The organism is Maribacter algicola (assembly GCF_003933245.1).
In the GTDB taxonomy this organism is placed as follows: domain Bacteria; phylum Bacteroidota; class Bacteroidia; order Flavobacteriales; family Flavobacteriaceae; genus Maribacter; species Maribacter algicola.
Genome location: NZ_QUSX01000004.1, coordinates 23333 through 39361, shown reverse-complemented (window position 1 = coordinate 39361; position 16029 = coordinate 23333). Strand labels below are relative to the sequence as shown.

Below are 16029 nucleotides of genomic sequence, written 5' to 3'. Positions count from 1 at the left end.
AAGCCCCTTTCGTACGGAAAGGGGCTTTTAAAACTTTTCAAAACCTGGTTATTTTTTGTCCAACCACTCATTAACCATTTCTGGAGCCATGACCGATTCCACAAAAACATACGCGCCGGACTTTGGTGACTTGACCATTTTTATGGCCTTCGTCAATCTTTTCGAACTTGTTTGTAAACTTGCTACCGTCTTCTTTGCCATGACTTACTTATTTAATTTCTTTATGAACTGTCATTCTCTTCAAGATAGGATTGAATTTTTTAATCTCTAATCTCTCAGGAGTATTTTTCTTATTCTTTGTAGTAACATATCTGGAAGTTCCAGGTTTTCCGGACTCCTTGTGCTCAGTGCACTCTAATATTACTTGTATTCTATTGCCTTTTTTTGCCATTGTACTCTATAATTATAGGTTACTTTACCAACCCATTAGCTTTTGCATCCTTCAACACGGCAGAAATTCCTTTCTTATTGATAATCTTCACCGCTCGTGCAGAAACCTTCAAGGTTATCCACCGGTCTTCCTCTGGAATGTAAAATCTCTTTTTGGAAAGATTTACATCAAACCTTCTTTTAGTCTTGTTGATAGAGAAGGAAACATTATTACCGACCATCGCCTTCTTTCCAGTAATTTCACAAACTTTTGACATCGTGCCGAATTTTTTCTTTTAAACAGGGTGCAAATTTATATCATTTTTATCTTACGTCCAACAATCCTCCTCACATTTTTAAAATTTCTTTTTGAAGCAATTCAAATGCCTTATTTACAGACTTTTGCACTATCCTTTCGCGCTGACTTCCCATGGTGAATTTAAGGGCAAAAACATTAGAGGGGGACGCAATCCCAATGTATACCGTTCCCACGTCCGCGTTGGAATCACCTTTGGCAGGCCCTGCATTGCCGGTGGTAGCGATAGCAAAATCCGTATCCAATAATTTCTTTACACCATTGGCCATGCCCATGGCTACTTGCTCGCTCACCACGGAATAGGTGTCCACCAATTCTTGGGACACCCCCAATACCTGCACTTTAACCTCCGTGGCATAGCATACCACACTGCCCTTAAAATAAGCCGAAGCTCCCGGAACTGCCGTAATTTGAGTGGCAATGGCACCACCTGTAAAACTTTCTGCGGTTGCTAAGGTCATTCCTTTTTTTGTCAATAACTTGGCAATGACCTCCTCAATATTTTCATCGCTTTCCGTTCCCAAAATTATATCACCAAGTAAAGGAAATAGCTTTTGGGATTCCTCGTCAATGGCCTTGGAAAGTTTTTCATAGTCTGTTCCTTTGGCGGTCAGTCTCAATCGTACCTTGCCTAAGCTTGGCAAATAGGCCAATTTGATGAAACTGGGTAGGTTATCCTCCCAATCCTCTATTTTTTGGGCAATGGCACTTTCGCCAATGCCATAGGTATGCACGGTCTTATGGATAATATGCGGACGTTCATAAAACGTGACCAACTCCGGAATCACCACTTCCTTTATAAGATGTTTCATCTCGAATGGCACCCCCGGCAACGAAATGAACATAGTACCATCCTCATAAAACCACATGCCCGGAGCCGTTCCATTTTCGTTGTGCAACACTTTGGCCTTGCTGGGAACCAAAGCCTGTTTTCTATTTAGGTCTGAAATAGGGGTATTGGAAATATGTTTTGCAAAAAGATGCTCCACATGCCTTAGCACTTCCTTGTTTTCAACAAGTTGATCATTGAAAAATTCACAAAATGTGTGCTTTGTAATATCGTCCTTGGTGGGGCCCAGACCCCCGGTTACGATTACAATATCAGCATGGGCCTTGGATTCCTCCAATGCTGTGAGAATATGCTCGCGATCGTCCTGCACCGAGGTTATCTGATATACGGAGATGCCAATTTTATTGAGTTCCTGGGCAATAAAGGCGGAATTGGTATCAATAATTTGGCCTATGAGAATCTCATCGCCAATGGTAATTATATCTGCGAACATTATATATGAAAGTCTTTTTTAAGCTCGCCAATTACTTGATGGATGTCGGTTTTAAGAATGGGAAAGGTTTTCTCGATCTGTTCCCAACCGGCACTTAGCTTTCCAAGGGTCTCCACTTCCAAAGCAGCAGCCCTGGTCTGTTCCATTCCCAATAAATCCACGTTGGGCTTTATTTTATGGGCCAGCTGGTAGGTCTTTTCATAGTCACGTTCCTGTATGGCCGCTTCGAGTCCTTCCAGATCTTCTGGAACCTCATCCAAAAAAACGGAAATGACGGATAGTATGAAATCCTGATCCCCCTCCGCCATCTCATTGATTTTGTCCAAACTATATATCATTACCTTATTTTGACGTTAAAAAGTTCCTTATCCTCCAAGTACCCCGTAAGGTAGTCATTTGCACTAACTTTCCCAACTCCTGCTGGTGTTCCCGTAAAAATAACATCCCCTTTTTTTAGCATAAAGAACGTGGACACATAGGATATTATTTCATCTATTTTCCACAACATTAAAGAGGTGTTTCCCTTTTGTACGGCCTCACCATTCTTAAACAAACCAAAATTTAGGCTGTTAAGATCCTTAAAATTGGATTTTGGTAACCATTGACCAATCACCGCAGCGCCATCAAAACCCTTTGCCTTTTCCCACGGCAGTCCTTTTTCCTTTAATTTGGACTGAAGGTCCCTTGCCGTAAAATCGATTCCCAAGCCTATCTCGTCATAATAGGTTCCTGCAAATTCCTCCTTAATGTGCTTTCCAACCCGCTTGATTTTTATCAGCACCTCGACCTCATAATGCACGTCATTGGAAAATTCGGGGATGTAAAAATCTTGTTCCTTGGGCAGGACCGCAGAATCCGGCTTAATAAAAATAACGGGTTCCGATGGTTTTTCGTTCTTAAGTTCCTCGATGTGTTCGGTGTAATTTCTACCGATACAGATTATCTTCATACTCTTACTGCTAACTAAGTTTATTGTTTAGTTTACTCAGCTTTATCTGGGTAAGAATTTTTTTGGTGTACAACGGGAAATCGGCATTTAAGATCCATCCGAAATACCCCGGCTCCTTTTCCAGAACATCGTGTACCTTTCTTCCCTTGTGTTTCCCAAAGGAAAAGACTTCATCGCCCTCCTCATCCAATGCAATAAATCCGGCAAAGTCCACGAACTGTTTTCTTTTTGAGAATTCGGACAGCTTTTTTATGTTGTTTTCAAGGTCTGGATAACGTTCCAACTGCGAAAGCAATACCTCATACGTGGCTGTTGTATCGGCCTCGGCACTATGGGCGTCCGTAAGGTCCTTGTCACAGTAAAACTTGTAGGCGGCCTCTAATGTCCTTTTCTCCATTTTGTGAAATATGGTCTGCACATCAACGGAAACTGTATTCTTCATATCGAAGTCTATATCCGCCCTTAACAATTCCTCTGCCAGCAAAGGGATATCAAATCTATCGGAATTAAAACCGGCCAAATCGCTGTCTTTTATCATCCTATAGATTTCCTTGGACAGCTCCTTGAAAGTGGGTTCGTTGGCAACTTTTTCATTTGAAATGCCATGGATGGCCACCACATCTTCAGGAATATCCATCTCAGGATTTACCAACCATGTTCTACTCTCCTTGTTGCCGTTGGGAAAAACCTTCAATATGGATATTTCCACGATTCGGTCTTTGGCCACATTGGTTCCTGTCGTCTCCAAATCAAAAAAACAAATAGGTCTGGTAAGCTTTAGCTCCATGGATTCCAATTTATGGCAAATATAGGTTTAATGTGCGAAGCCGCAGAATTTACAGCCTTTGTCTTTTTTAAGGTTTTAGTAATAGGATGGGGCTAGTTCTATAAAGATCTTTTTTTTAAAACAAGCATTAAATTTCCCTATTCACATCCCATGCCTCCAAATAATCTGCCACGGCCTTGGCAAACATGCTGCCCAAGGCACCATTGACCACCCTATGATCATAACTGTGGGACAGGAACATCTTACTTCTTACACCAATGAAATCCCCTTCCTCCGTTTCTATCACGGAAGGAATCTTTCTAATCGCCCCTAACGCCATGATTCCTACTTGCGGCTGATTGATGATTGGAGTGCCAAAAACACTTCCAAAAGTACCTACATTGGTTACCGTATAGGTACCATCTTTAACTTCGTCCGGTTTTAGGGCATTTTTTCTAGATCGCTCCGCCAAATCGTTCACAACCCTGGCCATGCCCACCAAATTCAATTGGTCCGCATTCTTTATTACTGGCACTATCAGGTTACCATCTGGAAGGGCCGCCGCCATACCTATATTGATGTTTTTCTTTTTTATGACATTGTCCCCATCCACGGAAATATTCATCATGGGGTATTTTTTCAAGGCCTTCGCCACAGCTTCCATGAAAATTGGGGTAAATGTCAGTTTTTCACCTTCCTGCTTTTCAAAGGCATCCTTTACCTTGTTTCTCCAGTTGACGATATTGGTCACATCCACCTCAATAAAACTTTGAACATGTGCCGAAGTGGAAACACTTTCCGTCATGTGCTTGGCAATCAATTTGCCCATTCTGGACATGGGTATTATCTCATCCCCGGCCCCTATTTTAATCTGGGTCTCCTCCTTTATAGAATTATTTGTGGGCGTTAATACCTCCTCTATTTTACTTTGTACGGGCTGAGAAGCATCGGGGGTTTTCTTGGGCTCGGTTTTTACTTGGGCCCCGTTGCTTCTTCCGGCAATATAATCGAGAATATCGTTTTTGGTGACCCTACCTTCCTTTCCGGTACCGGAAATGGATTCCAGCTCGGAAAAAGAAACTCCTTCCTCCTTTGCTATATTTTTCACTAGGGGCGAATAGAACCTTTCAGATGCCGCATAGTCCGGAACAGGACCGCCAACCGTTTCCTGGGCCTTTACCACAGCCTCCTCCGCTATGGAGGCCATTTCCTCCTCAGCAGTTTCCTCAGTATCCCTTGTTAACCCAATGTCATTTCCAGAACCACCCTCTATTTCTATGACGGCTACAACCTGTCCCACTTTGACGATATCATCGACATCAAATCTTTTTTCGATCAAAACCCCATCCACCTCACTAGGAACCTCACTATCCACTTTGTCCGTAGCAATTTCAAAGATGGCCTCATCCATTTCCACTTTGTCCCCTACCTCCTTTAACCAGGATGTTAATGTAGCTTCCGCCACGCTTTCACCCATTCTTGGTAATTTTAATTCGAATTTTGACATATCAACAATCTAACGTCCTTTTCGTGTATTTTTTTTGCAAAAATAATAAAATTCAATACCTTTTTATGTTTTTGTAACAACTTTGATCGGAATCAATTGTTATTGAAACTTCCTTCAAAAGGTACCCTGTTCAAAATACTACGACCCAATGTGACTTCATCTGCGTATTCCAATTCGTCCCCAACGGCAATGCCCCTAGCTATGGTGGAAGTCTTTACCCCAGTTCCCTCCAATTGTTTAAAGATATAGAAATTGGTGGTGTCCCCTTCCATCGTGGAACTTAATGCGAGAATCAGTTCCTTTACCTCCCCTTGCTTCACTTTATGCACTAATGAGGAGATAGTCAGGTCCTGCGGCCCCATGCCTTCTATAGGCGATATCTTCCCTCCCAAAACGTGGTATAGACCTCTATATTGACCGGTATTTTCTATGGCCATAACGTCCCTGATATCCTCTACCACACAGACCAAGGAAGCATCCCGTTTTGGGTTGGAACAGATTTCACATAGTTCCGTATCAGAAATATTATGGCACTTCTTACAAAACTGAACAGAGTTCCTCAATTTCATCAGGGCATTGGACAGATCTTCGGTCTGCCGCTCCGGTTGCTTTAAGATATGAAGGACCAAACGTAGTGCGGTCCGCTTACCAATACCTGGTAATTGGGACATTTCATTTACGGCATTTTCCAACAATTTGGAAGAAAAATCCATTGCTTTGCGTTTCCGGTAAAATTACGCACTATTTTTACTTTTTGTACTTTGACCACAAATAATTTACCATGACCGCATCACACATTCTTCTTCTTATTGGGGGATATTTTGCAGTGCTAATCTTAATCTCCTACTTCACCGGAAAAAACGATTCCAATGAGGATTTCTTTAAGGCAGGGAAGCAATCCCCATGGTATTTGGTAGCTTTTGGGATGGTAGGCGCTTCGTTATCCGGGGTAACCTTTATATCGGTTCCAGGATGGGTGGAAGCATCCAAATTCAGTTACCTACAGGTCGTTTTTGGTTATTTGGTGGGATACTTTGTGACGGCCTATGTCCTGCTTCCCATCTACTATCGCCAAAATGTGACCTCCATATACGAATATTTGGACGAACGCTTTGGTTTTGTCAGTTATAAGGTGGGAGCGATATCGTTCTTCGTATCCCGAGTGTTGGGTGCCGCATTCCGACTTTTTCTGGTGGCAATCGTCTTGCAGCAATTCGTATTCGACGCATGGAACGTTCCTTTTGAAATCACGGTGACACTTTCAATTCTCTTGATTTGGATATATACCTTCAAAGGCGGCATCAAGACCATTGTATGGACGGACACCCTACAGACCTTGTTCATGTTGATATCCGTTGGCCTTTCCATTTATTTCATTTTGGACAAGTTGGATTGGTCCATGGGCGAATTTTTAACTTCAAAGGAATTTGCCTCCTATAGCGAAACCTTTGTAATGGATGATTTCTTTGCCAAAAACCATTTTCTAAAGTCTTTTATAGGAGGCATGTTCGTAACCATTTGTATGACCGGATTGGACCAGGACATGATGCAAAAAAACCTTACCTGCAGAAATTTAGGGGATGCCCAAAAAAATATGGTATCGTTCAGTTTTGTGCTTGTTTTCGTAACCTTTCTGTTCATGCTCTTGGGAGCGCTATTATTTATCTATGCGGACAAATATCAAATTGGGATGCCTTTAATGGAAGGCCAACCCAAGACGGACCTTCTTTTTCCGGAAATTGCCCTCAACAGCGGATTAGGTATTACGGTAGCCGCCACCTTTATGCTGGGCCTTATTGCTGCGGCCTACAGTAGTGCGGACAGTGCCCTAACGTCCTTGACGACCTCTTTTTGCGTCGACTTTTTGGGAACTGGCAAGAAAACGGAGCAAGAGGCCAAAAAGCTTAGAAGACGCACCCACATTGGCATGAGTGTTCTACTCATTCTAGTAGTCATAACCTTTAAATATGTATTGGACCGAAATGTTATCGATGGCCTACTGACCGTTGCTTCGTACACCTACGGACCACTCTTGGGGTTGTTCGCCTTTGGAATTTTCACTAAACATAAAATTAAGGATGGTCTTTCATGGGTAGTTGCCCTAGTTTCGGTATTGATTATTTTCGGATTGGCAAAAATTCCGACGGAGTTGATAGGAGGCTATGAATTTGGGTACGAACTTCTACCCCTTAACGGGTTAATTACATTCATCGGCCTTTGGCTAATTAGAAAAAGTCCCTAAACCGAATCTACTTCCGATTAAGAAAAATGTTAATATTGACCGGTCGCCAGCAAGACCAAGGTACAGGCAACTTGAGCCTCTATTCCCTTGGATTCAAGCAAGTTCTGAAATTCAGGATTTTCTGTACCCGGATTAAAAATAACCCGGTTTGGTCGTAACCCAATAATCGTATCGTAATACCCTTTTTGATTGTGTGGGTTTAAATAGAGAGTTATGGTCTGAATATTTTGGAAATCTTCGATATTGGTTTTAACTTGCACCCCCCCGATAACTCCAGATTTTAAACCGAATGCTTCGGTTTTAATTCCGTTACCAACCAATCTATGAATGACTAAATTACTGTAACGGTTTGGTTTTAAGGATGCACCAAATACCAGCGTTGTATCCATTTTCATCAGGGTGTTAAATTTTATAAGTTCTGTAACTATTTTCAGGAATAATAGTCTTTATATTGTTATAAGTATTACAGGAAGGTCTATTTTTATTTTTGGTAAAATATATAAAAAGTTGATAGTGCTATATATTTATAGTTAATGGTTAGTGTTTAGTATAGCTTATCAGCAAGAAACCCGGGCTTTTGTCCGGGTTTCGCTTTTTAAGGCATCAAAAAAATGTTAAACGGTATTCTACCTGTAACATTAGCCTCTTTTATAAGTCTATCATACTAGGGAGAAAGTTCTCTATTTGGGAATTGGTTGGTTTTCCCTTTAGACTTTATCCTGAGGAAAACCCGTGGTTTAGGCCGCGGGTTTTTTACTGATTAAAGAGTATAGTATTACCTCTATATATGATGGGACACAAATCCCGTTGCTTCCCTTAATTGTCAAAAGAATTTAGGATTACTTCAAGGTATATTTGCTTACCATCTAATAATGACGCTGCCCCAAGTAAATCCACTACCAAACGCTGCCAGTACGACCAAGTCCCCTTTATTTACCTTTCCAGCTTCCCAAGCTTCGGTCAATGCTATGGGAATGGAAGCGGCCGTGGTATTTCCGTAACTCATAATATTGTTGAATACTTGATCATTGGTAAGGCCGAATTTATTCTGAATAAACTGTGAAATCCTAAGATTGGCCTGATGTGGCACCAACAAATCAATATCCGTTGGTTGCAAGCCGTTTTTCTTTAGACCTTCCATGATCACCTCGCTAAATCGGACTACGGCATTTTTAAACACAAATTGCCCGTTCATGTAGGGGAAGTAGGATTCATCGTTAGGGTCATTATCCGCTATGATATCCGATACCCATCGTTTTCCCATACCGGGAGCTATCAAGGAAAGCTCTTCGGCATGCTGCCCTTCGGAATGTAAATGGGTGGAAAGGATTCCTTCTTCCTCATTTTCTGCCCTACTCAAAACGGCAGCACCGGCACCGTCTCCAAAAATTACGGAAACGCCCCTGCCCCTTGTTGTCATATCCAATCCATGGGAATGCAGCTCGGAACCAATGACCAGTATGTTCTTATACATCCCTGTTTTAATATATTGGTCCGCCACGGAAATAGCGTATACGAACCCGGAACATTGGTTCCTGACATCCAAGGCCCCCACGGTTTTTATATCCAAATCCCGCTGTACCAGTACGCCGGGTCCTGGAAAATAGTAATCAGGGCTTAGGGTGGCGAAAACGATAAAATCGATATCATCTTTATCAATACCGGCGCGCTCAATGGCGATCTTGGCAGCCTTTACTCCCATTGTGGTAGTGGTGTCCTCGCCCTTGATGACATGCCTACGTTCCTTGATACCGGTTCTCTCTTGGATCCAAGCATCGTTAGTATCCATTATTTTGGAAAGATCATCGTTGGTTACCACATTATCCGGGACATAATAGCCCAGACCTGTAATTTTTGAATTGTACATATTGTGAATTTTAGCCGTATTTATTGCCCATACAAGCAGTGCAATATAGCAACAATTACGAATTTCACATCCATTTTAAAAAAGCTTGTTGCACTTACAGATACTTCTGAAAATGATTCACCTGAATTTCGGCCTTTAGGTCGTTCAACAAATTGTATAGTCCGAAGAAGGTCCTGTTCATGTATAAAAAGTGCTTGGAACCCCTGTTTCCGTTCATTTTACGTATTTGTTTATCCGATGCATATTGCTCGCTCAAGGCCGCAATCTTCCCCCAAAAATCGGCACTGCCAAAGTCAAAGGTCTCCTCATGGAACGGGGATGTGAACAGGCTTAACATTTCATGAAAAAGGTTTTTAAAAAATGTTATTTCCTTTTGGGTATCAGAGGGGGTCAAGATTTCAAGCTGGTATAGCTTTTCGGTAAAAATGGCATCGTTGAAAATATTCTCCTTTTTGGCCAGTTCAAAGTAGGGATTGTAAAAATCATCGGGCACCTCCTTGATGCATCCAAAATCGATGACGACCAGCTCCCCATTGGAATTGACCAAAAAATTACCGGGATGTGGGTCTGCATGCACCTTTCTTAACCCATGTATTTGAAACATATAAAAATCCCAGAGGGTCTGACCCAACTTATTCCCTACTTCCTGTGAAAAACCAGTCTTAGTGAACTCGCTTAGATGGCTACCGGTCATCCAATCCATGGTAATAATCCGATCACTGGAAAGAGCCTCGTAATAATTGGGAAATCGTAAGTTTTCTATATGGCTACACTTGTTGGTAATTTCCTTGCTCTGTTGAATTTCCAAAAGATAATTGGTCTCTTCGAGTAATTTATCCTCTACCTCCTTAAAGTATTTATCGGAATCCTTTCCCTGCAAGTTGAACATGCGCAAAGCCACGGGCTTCACCAGGGCGAGATCGCTGCTGATACTTTCAGCCACGCCGGGATACTGTATTTTAACGGCCAAATCCTTGCCATCTTTAGTGGCACGATGTACCTGTCCGATACTTGCAGCATTTACGGAGTCCTTTTCAAAAGTATCGAAAACCTCCTCTGGATATTTATCCAGGTATTTTTTGAAAGTTTTTCGCACTAGCGGCGCCGATAAGGGTGGCACGGAAAACTGCGAAAGCGAAAACTTTTCTACATAGGCATTGGGAAGCAGGTTTTTCTCCATACTTAACATTTGGGCAACTTTCAGTGCACTGCCTTTTAGACTTTTAAGTCCGTCGTAGATATCGCCTGCGTTGTCATTGTCCAATTCATCCCTTGTTAATTCCGGATTTACTATTTTCTTACCATAATATTTGGCATAGTTCCCTCCTATTTTCACGCCCGTCTTGAACAATTTACTGGCGCGTTCGATTTTTCCCGTAGGGATTTTATCAAGTGTCTTCAATGTTGAATTCTTTTAATATTAGGCAAAGGTCTCCTTGTAAAGAAATTTTCCAAAGTCGACAAGGTTGTCCAATGGAGTATTGTCGAATAGGTCAAATACGGTATTGACGGATTTCTCAATCGCGAGGTCTGTCTTTTCAAATCCCTGAGATTCATCGTTCATCCAGAATTTTAAAAGGAACAGAAATTGCAGCCAAGCTCCTTCTGAGAAAATGGAAGGATTGTGTTTGGTAATCTTACTGGTTTTTTGCTGGTTTCCATCCACGATCAATTCTTTGGCAAACTCTTTCAGGTGCTTTCTCAATTCCTTTAGTTGCTCCATGTTCTTAAGCTGGTTGCCGCCTTGGTTCAACGTAAAGAGGGCATAACTTCTGTTGAGGGTCAACATCTCGAAAAACGTATAGAAAAATGTCAATAATTTGTCCCTGTTTGCAAAGGATTCGTAGTCCTTGTTCTTTTTCATCAATGCAATGGTATTAGTGAAAAAGGTGTTCCAAATACCTTTCTTAATAGCGGGGATGGACGCAAAGAATTTATAAAAATCGGATTCTGGGATTTCATGTTGCTTGCAGAATTTATATACCGTTTTGGGTTCCTTTTCATGCTCAAGCACATAGTCCATGTATTTTGAAATGATTTCCTCCTTCGTAATTTTTTTGTTCTTCGTAGCCATATCTTAATTCTTTGAGTATTAGGGTTTCTTACAAAAATATGCGGATTTAGACTAAAAAACGTGCTTTCGGAGGGAAAGCACGTTTTCAAACAACCTAACCAATAAATAATCAAACGTGATTATGATTAAAACTTTTTCATAGCATTTTTTTTCCTAATCACATGTAAAATTAAATAATGTTTAATGTTTATAAAAAAATATTAAACAAAAGTTTTGTTAAAGTTTTGTATAGCGAGATATGTGTCAGTTTGTCACTTTCTATCAGTATGGTATTTTTTTTGACTTAGTGGTTTTGTACTAATTTAAAATTCTAAGTAATGGCTACAGGTAAAATAAATGTTTCGGTAGACAATATATTTCCACTCATAAAGAAGTTTTTGTATTCCGATCATGAAATTTTTCTTCGGGAATTGGTATCCAATGCTACGGATGCAACCCTTAAATTAAAGCATCTAACCTCAATAGGTGAGGCAAAAGTGGAGTATGGCAATCCTTTAATTGAAATAAAGGTTGACAAAAAAGGGAAAAAACTTCATGTCATAGACCAAGGTTTGGGGATGACGGAAGAAGAGGTCAAAAAGTATATTAATGAAGTTGCCTTCTCTGGTGCAGAGGAATTTCTGAACAAATATGAAGATTCCGCCAAGGATGCCGGGATCATTGGGCATTTTGGCCTTGGATTTTACTCTGCCTTTATGGTCGCCCACAAAGTGGAGATCATCACCAAAAGTTTTCAGGACGAACCTGCGGTCCATTGGACTTGTGACGGCTCACCAAATTTCACCATTGAGGAATCCGATAAAAAGGAACGTGGTACCGAAATCATTCTGCATATAGCCGATGACTCCACGGAGTTTTTGGAAGAAAGCAGAATACGTGAACTACTTAGAAAGTATAACAAATTTATGCCGGTCCCCATTAAGTTTGGAACCAAAACGGAGACCCTTCCCAAACCGGAAGGTGCCAAGGAAGAAGATCCAGCGCCTACCAAGGAAGTGGACAATATCATCAACAATCCAAATCCGGCCTGGACAAAACAACCAACGGATTTAAAGGACGAGGATTATAAGAATTTTTACAGGGAACTCTACCCAATGCAGTTCGAGGAGCCTTTGTTCCATATCCACCTGAATGTAGATTATCCTTTTAACCTAACGGGGATTCTTTATTTTCCGAAGCTTACGAACGACCTGAATATTCAAAAGGACAAGATTCAGTTGTACCAGAACCAAGTATTTGTAACGGACAATGTAGAAGGTATCGTACCGGAATTTTTGACCATGTTGCGCGGTGTCATCGATTCCCCTGATATTCCTTTGAACGTGTCCAGATCATATCTACAAGCCGATGGAGCGGTCAAAAAAATATCCACTTACATTACCAGAAAGGTTGCTGATAAATTGACGTCTCTTTTCAAGAACAACCGTGAGGATTTTGAAAAGAAATGGAACGATATCAAAATCGTTATTGAATATGGTATGCTTTCCGAAGACAAATTCTTTGAAAAAGCTGACAAGTTTGCACTTTATCCAACAGTTGATGGTGCCTTTTATACGTTTGAGGAGCTACAGGAGAAAATCAAGGGCAACCAAACGGATAAGGACGATAAATTGGTCATTTTGTATGCTTCCGATAAAGAAGCGCAGCATAGCTATATAGAAACAGCCAAGTCCAAAGGCTATGAAGTATTGCTGTTGGATTCGCCCATTATCGGCCATCTAATGCAGAAACTGGAAACTACCAAGGAGAAAATATCCTTCGCCAGGGTGGATGCGGACCATATCGACAAGCTGATCCAAAAAGAGGATACCCAAATCTCCAAGTTATCCGATGAGGAGAAGGAAAAGCTAAAAGCCGATTTGGAGGCTGTTTTTGGTGAAAAAAGCAATTACACAATACAATTGGAAGCCATGGACAGCGATGCTTCCCCATTTGTGATTACAGAGCCGGAATTTTTACGCCGTATGAAAGAGATGCAACAAACAGGTGGTGGAGGTATGTTCGGTATGGGCAATATGCCGGAAATGTTCAACCTCATAGTAAACACCAATCATGAATTGGTAGGCGAAATCCTGAATACAAAAACCGCGAAGAAAAAGAAACGATTGATCAACCAATCCCTGGATTTGGCAAAACTTTCCAAAGGTTTGCTTAAAGGCGCGGAGTTAACGAACTTTATTAAGCGTAGTTACGAAATGGTGAAATAAGAGCCTCAGCCAAAACTGCAATGCAGTTCTGACTTCTCCAAGGGAGAGGTATATGCGGAAATATTGATATAAAGGGCCGAGGTAACTTGGCCCTTTTATATTCTTAACATATTTATTGTCAATGAATTTTTTTGCAGGAAGTCAACTTACCTCCTAAATTCTTATTCTGCATTATTTTTTTATACCTTTTATCCAAGACTAGGATATAGAAAACAAAAGCAATTGGAAACATATGAAATAATGCATCCAACCCATTTAATTTCATAAACCATCCGTAGGGCAAAAACACTACTCATGTTATTCTACATCAAGTCAGCAACTGCATAATCCTCTTTTTTTTTGAAGTTTGGTTTTCAGAACCTCCAAATTGGTTTCTTTAAAATCCATAAGTTATTATTTTTCATTATGTTGCTATTGATTCAACTTGGGATTTATAGTTCATTCATGGCTTTTTTACCAATAAATAGCCCTTTGTCCAATAATTCATCCTTATTAGTTGTACCATTTTTTTTGACTTGGAGGATGGCGTCACCTATCCTTGAACTTTATTCCTTATAGCGGGAATTGGGCCATTATCTCGATTTTATCTCACCAAAAAATTGAAAAAGAAACTAGAAAGAATTCCAAACAAAATATTAAACCGTCAATTTTCCTAAAACGGTTTTTTCTATCTTCACCTTATGAAGATTATCTCCACCAATATCTGCAACGAGCCCAAAACCTTTGTTTGGAACGGCAAAGAAGAACAAACCGGTATTTTTAAATATCCAACGAAAGAAAAATTGTTCCTGACCAAAAGCGATGTTCAAAGGGACAGTATTATTGATAGGGTTCATCATGGTGGAGAGAACAAGGCGTGCTACTTGTTTTCAGAGGATCAATATCCGTTTTGGAAGAAAAAATATCCAAACCATGATTGGAATTGGGGCATGTTTGGGGAAAATTTAACGGTAGAAGGCCTGGACGAATCAAAAATTAGGGTCGGAAATATCTATAAATTGGGAAATGCCTTGGTTCAGGTTTCACAACCTAGGGAACCTTGTTATAAATTGGGAATACGTTTTGGGACCCAAGAAATTTTAAAGCAGTTTATAGATCAAAACCATCCAGGAACCTATGTGAAAATATTAGAGGAGGGCGAAGTAGGAATTGGGGACGAACTTCAATTGATACAACTATCGGAGAATACCTTAACGGTCCAGGAATTCTATGAACTCATGTTCCTAAAGGAAAAACCCAAGGAATTACTGCAACGTTTTATGGAAAACCCCGCGGTGCCCCAGTACAAAAAGGACCGAATGCAAAAATATCTTTAATGGACTTCAATTATCCGTGGCACCTATATCTTATGGCGATTATGTATGTATTCGCCGGCATCATGCATTTTATCCGACCCAAGGTTTACATGCGAATCATGCCAAAGTATTTGCCCTTTCCTAAATTTTTGGTACTTGTAAGTGGTGTTTTTGAAATTCTTTTAGGCATTGGGCTATGCTTTCAGGAAACCAAAAATGAAGCTATTTATGGAATCATAGCTATGTTGTCCGTGTTTTTGTTGGTGCACTTTTATATGCTCAAGGGAGAAAAGGAATCTGCGGGTATTCCAAAATGGATATTGATCTTGCGTATTCCGCTCCAATTTCTGTTGATGTATTGGGCCTATGTTTACCTACCCCTATAAATGCAAAAAGGAGGCTCTCCAGCCCCCTTTTCTTGAAATTAACTTAAACCAACTTAATTAACAACAAATTCTTCACTGTAGGTTTTGGTATCATCGGATACTACAACCATATAACTTCCTGAGTAAGCCCCTTCAAAGTTGAAGGCCTTCTCTATAATCATTTCATCGGATACGGTCTCGGAAAACACCAATCTATAGTTTTGATCATAAACTTTTAAGGTTATTTCGGATTTATCCAAGTTTAAAAAATTCATGAAAACCCTAGTTTCAGTCTTTCTAAAGAATGGTTTTGCATCTACCTCAGAATCAATGATGTTGATGACACCGTCCTTCAAGGAAATGGTGTACATGTTACTTTTTAGACCACTTTCGGCCACCAAATAATAATACCCATCTACCAAGTCTTTCATGTTCAGTTTTTTACTGAAACGACCTTTTGAAAGTTTTTCGAAATAGATGCTATTAGAATCTGAGTCCAAAAGCTGGATTGTTACGATTTGATCTGGTGCATCCAAGGTCAAAAGGACACTTTTGGAATTGCCAAGGGTAACAACGTCCAATTTAGGCTCTCTTGCCATACCCGCTACTGTAGCGAACATAAAGGCAACTACTGTTGTGATTTTTACAATTGTTTTCATAATAAATTACTTTAAAGGATTAATTAATAACTTACATTACAAACATACTCCCGTTTTGTCGCCACCACTACAGCTGATTTTTCCAATTTATGTGCTATTTTACCAACCTCAACACACTTTTAAGGCAGCT

18 protein-coding genes are annotated in these 16029 nt (G+C 40.5%); 4 read left to right on the top strand and 14 right to left on the bottom strand.

The window, feature by feature from the left end; all coding sequences use genetic code 11:
• Positions 1-48: 48 nt before the first annotated feature.
• From DZC72_RS16380 to recR, 9 genes are all read right to left on the bottom strand, one after another.
• Entirely contained in the window at positions 49-201 is a 153-nt protein-coding gene (locus DZC72_RS16380; RefSeq protein ID WP_125224007.1) for a DUF4295 domain-containing protein, read from the bottom strand.
• 7 nt (positions 202-208) lie between these two features.
• Positions 209-391: a 50S ribosomal protein L33 gene (gene rpmG, locus DZC72_RS16375; RefSeq protein ID WP_125224006.1), complete on the bottom strand. Its 183-nt coding sequence runs from the start codon at positions 389-391 to the stop codon at positions 209-211.
• Between the two features lie 19 nt (positions 392-410).
• Positions 411-647, bottom strand: a complete 237-nt coding sequence (rpmB, locus tag DZC72_RS16370) for a 50S ribosomal protein L28 (RefSeq protein ID WP_099545870.1) — start codon at positions 645-647, stop codon at positions 411-413.
• Between the two features lie 70 nt (positions 648-717).
• Positions 718-1968 carry a competence/damage-inducible protein A gene (locus DZC72_RS16365; protein WP_125224005.1) on the bottom strand — a complete coding sequence of 417 codons (1251 nt, stop codon included), beginning with the start codon at positions 1966-1968 and terminating at the stop codon, positions 718-720.
• Complete coding sequence (locus tag DZC72_RS16360; protein WP_125224004.1) at positions 1968-2306, bottom strand: Hpt domain-containing protein; 339 nt, start codon at positions 2304-2306, stop codon at positions 1968-1970. Before DZC72_RS16360 ends, DZC72_RS16365 begins: the two co-directional genes overlap by 1 nt.
• A complete protein-coding gene (locus tag DZC72_RS16355) occupies positions 2306-2917 on the bottom strand; it encodes a fumarylacetoacetate hydrolase family protein (protein WP_125224003.1) in 612 nt (203 codons plus the stop codon). Before DZC72_RS16355 ends, DZC72_RS16360 begins: the two co-directional genes overlap by 1 nt.
• A 10-nt stretch (positions 2918-2927) precedes the next feature.
• The gene (locus tag DZC72_RS16350) at positions 2928-3704 is read right to left on the bottom strand and encodes a 3'-5' exonuclease (RefSeq protein WP_125224002.1); all 777 of its coding nucleotides are present in this window, start codon (positions 3702-3704) and stop codon (positions 2928-2930) included.
• Between the two features lie 127 nt (positions 3705-3831).
• Positions 3832-5190, bottom strand: coding sequence for a dihydrolipoamide acetyltransferase family protein (locus DZC72_RS16345; RefSeq protein ID WP_125224001.1), 1359 nt, complete (start codon positions 5188-5190; stop codon positions 3832-3834).
• A 92-nt stretch (positions 5191-5282) separates the two neighbouring features.
• A complete protein-coding gene (gene recR, locus DZC72_RS16340) occupies positions 5283-5903 on the bottom strand; it encodes a recombination mediator RecR (RefSeq protein WP_125224000.1) in 621 nt (206 codons plus the stop codon).
• Positions 5904-5971: 68 nt separating this feature from the next.
• Between recR and DZC72_RS16335 the strand changes: the two genes are divergently transcribed.
• On the top strand, positions 5972-7432 hold the full coding sequence (locus DZC72_RS16335; protein ID WP_125223999.1) for a sodium:solute symporter: 1461 nt from the start codon (positions 5972-5974) through the stop codon (positions 7430-7432).
• 29 nt (positions 7433-7461) lie between these two features.
• Here the strand turns inward: DZC72_RS16335 and DZC72_RS16330 are convergent, their stop codons facing one another.
• The 4 genes from DZC72_RS16330 to DZC72_RS16315 all read right to left on the bottom strand — a co-directional run bounded on the left by DZC72_RS16330 (position 7462) and on the right by DZC72_RS16315 (position 11373).
• A complete protein-coding gene (locus DZC72_RS16330) occupies positions 7462-7821 on the bottom strand; it encodes a CoA-binding protein (RefSeq protein WP_125224103.1) in 360 nt (119 codons plus the stop codon).
• A gap of 470 nt (positions 7822-8291) precedes the next feature.
• A complete protein-coding gene (locus DZC72_RS16325) occupies positions 8292-9299 on the bottom strand; it encodes a 3-oxoacyl-ACP synthase III family protein (RefSeq protein WP_125223998.1) in 1008 nt (335 codons plus the stop codon).
• A gap of 94 nt (positions 9300-9393) precedes the next feature.
• Positions 9394-10701 carry an ABC1 kinase family protein gene (locus tag DZC72_RS16320; RefSeq protein WP_125223997.1) on the bottom strand — a complete coding sequence of 436 codons (1308 nt, stop codon included), beginning with the start codon at positions 10699-10701 and terminating at the stop codon, positions 9394-9396.
• A gap of 18 nt (positions 10702-10719) precedes the next feature.
• Positions 10720-11373 (bottom strand): TetR family transcriptional regulator C-terminal domain-containing protein, encoded by a 654-nt coding sequence (locus DZC72_RS16315; protein WP_125223996.1) that lies wholly within the window; start codon positions 11371-11373, stop codon positions 10720-10722.
• 317 nt (positions 11374-11690) lie between these two features.
• Here DZC72_RS16315 and htpG point away from each other — a divergent pair, with 317 nt between their 5' ends.
• The 3 genes from htpG (at position 11691) to DZC72_RS16300 (ending at position 15261) form a co-directional block, all read left to right on the top strand.
• Positions 11691-13580, top strand: coding sequence for a molecular chaperone HtpG (htpG, locus tag DZC72_RS16310; protein WP_125223995.1), 1890 nt, complete (start codon positions 11691-11693; stop codon positions 13578-13580).
• A 680-nt stretch (positions 13581-14260) separates the two neighbouring features.
• Complete coding sequence (locus tag DZC72_RS16305; RefSeq protein WP_125223994.1) at positions 14261-14896, top strand: MOSC domain-containing protein; 636 nt, start codon at positions 14261-14263, stop codon at positions 14894-14896.
• A complete protein-coding gene (locus DZC72_RS16300; protein ID WP_125223993.1) occupies positions 14896-15261 on the top strand; it encodes a DoxX family protein in 366 nt (121 codons plus the stop codon). The genes DZC72_RS16305 and DZC72_RS16300 overlap by 1 nt, the downstream gene beginning before the upstream one ends.
• Before the next feature lie 53 nt (positions 15262-15314).
• On the opposite strand, the gene DZC72_RS16295 is transcribed toward DZC72_RS16300, so the two are convergent.
• Positions 15315-15899, bottom strand: coding sequence for a hypothetical protein (locus DZC72_RS16295; RefSeq protein ID WP_125223992.1), 585 nt, complete (start codon positions 15897-15899; stop codon positions 15315-15317).
• Between the last annotated feature and the right edge of the window lie 130 nt (positions 15900-16029).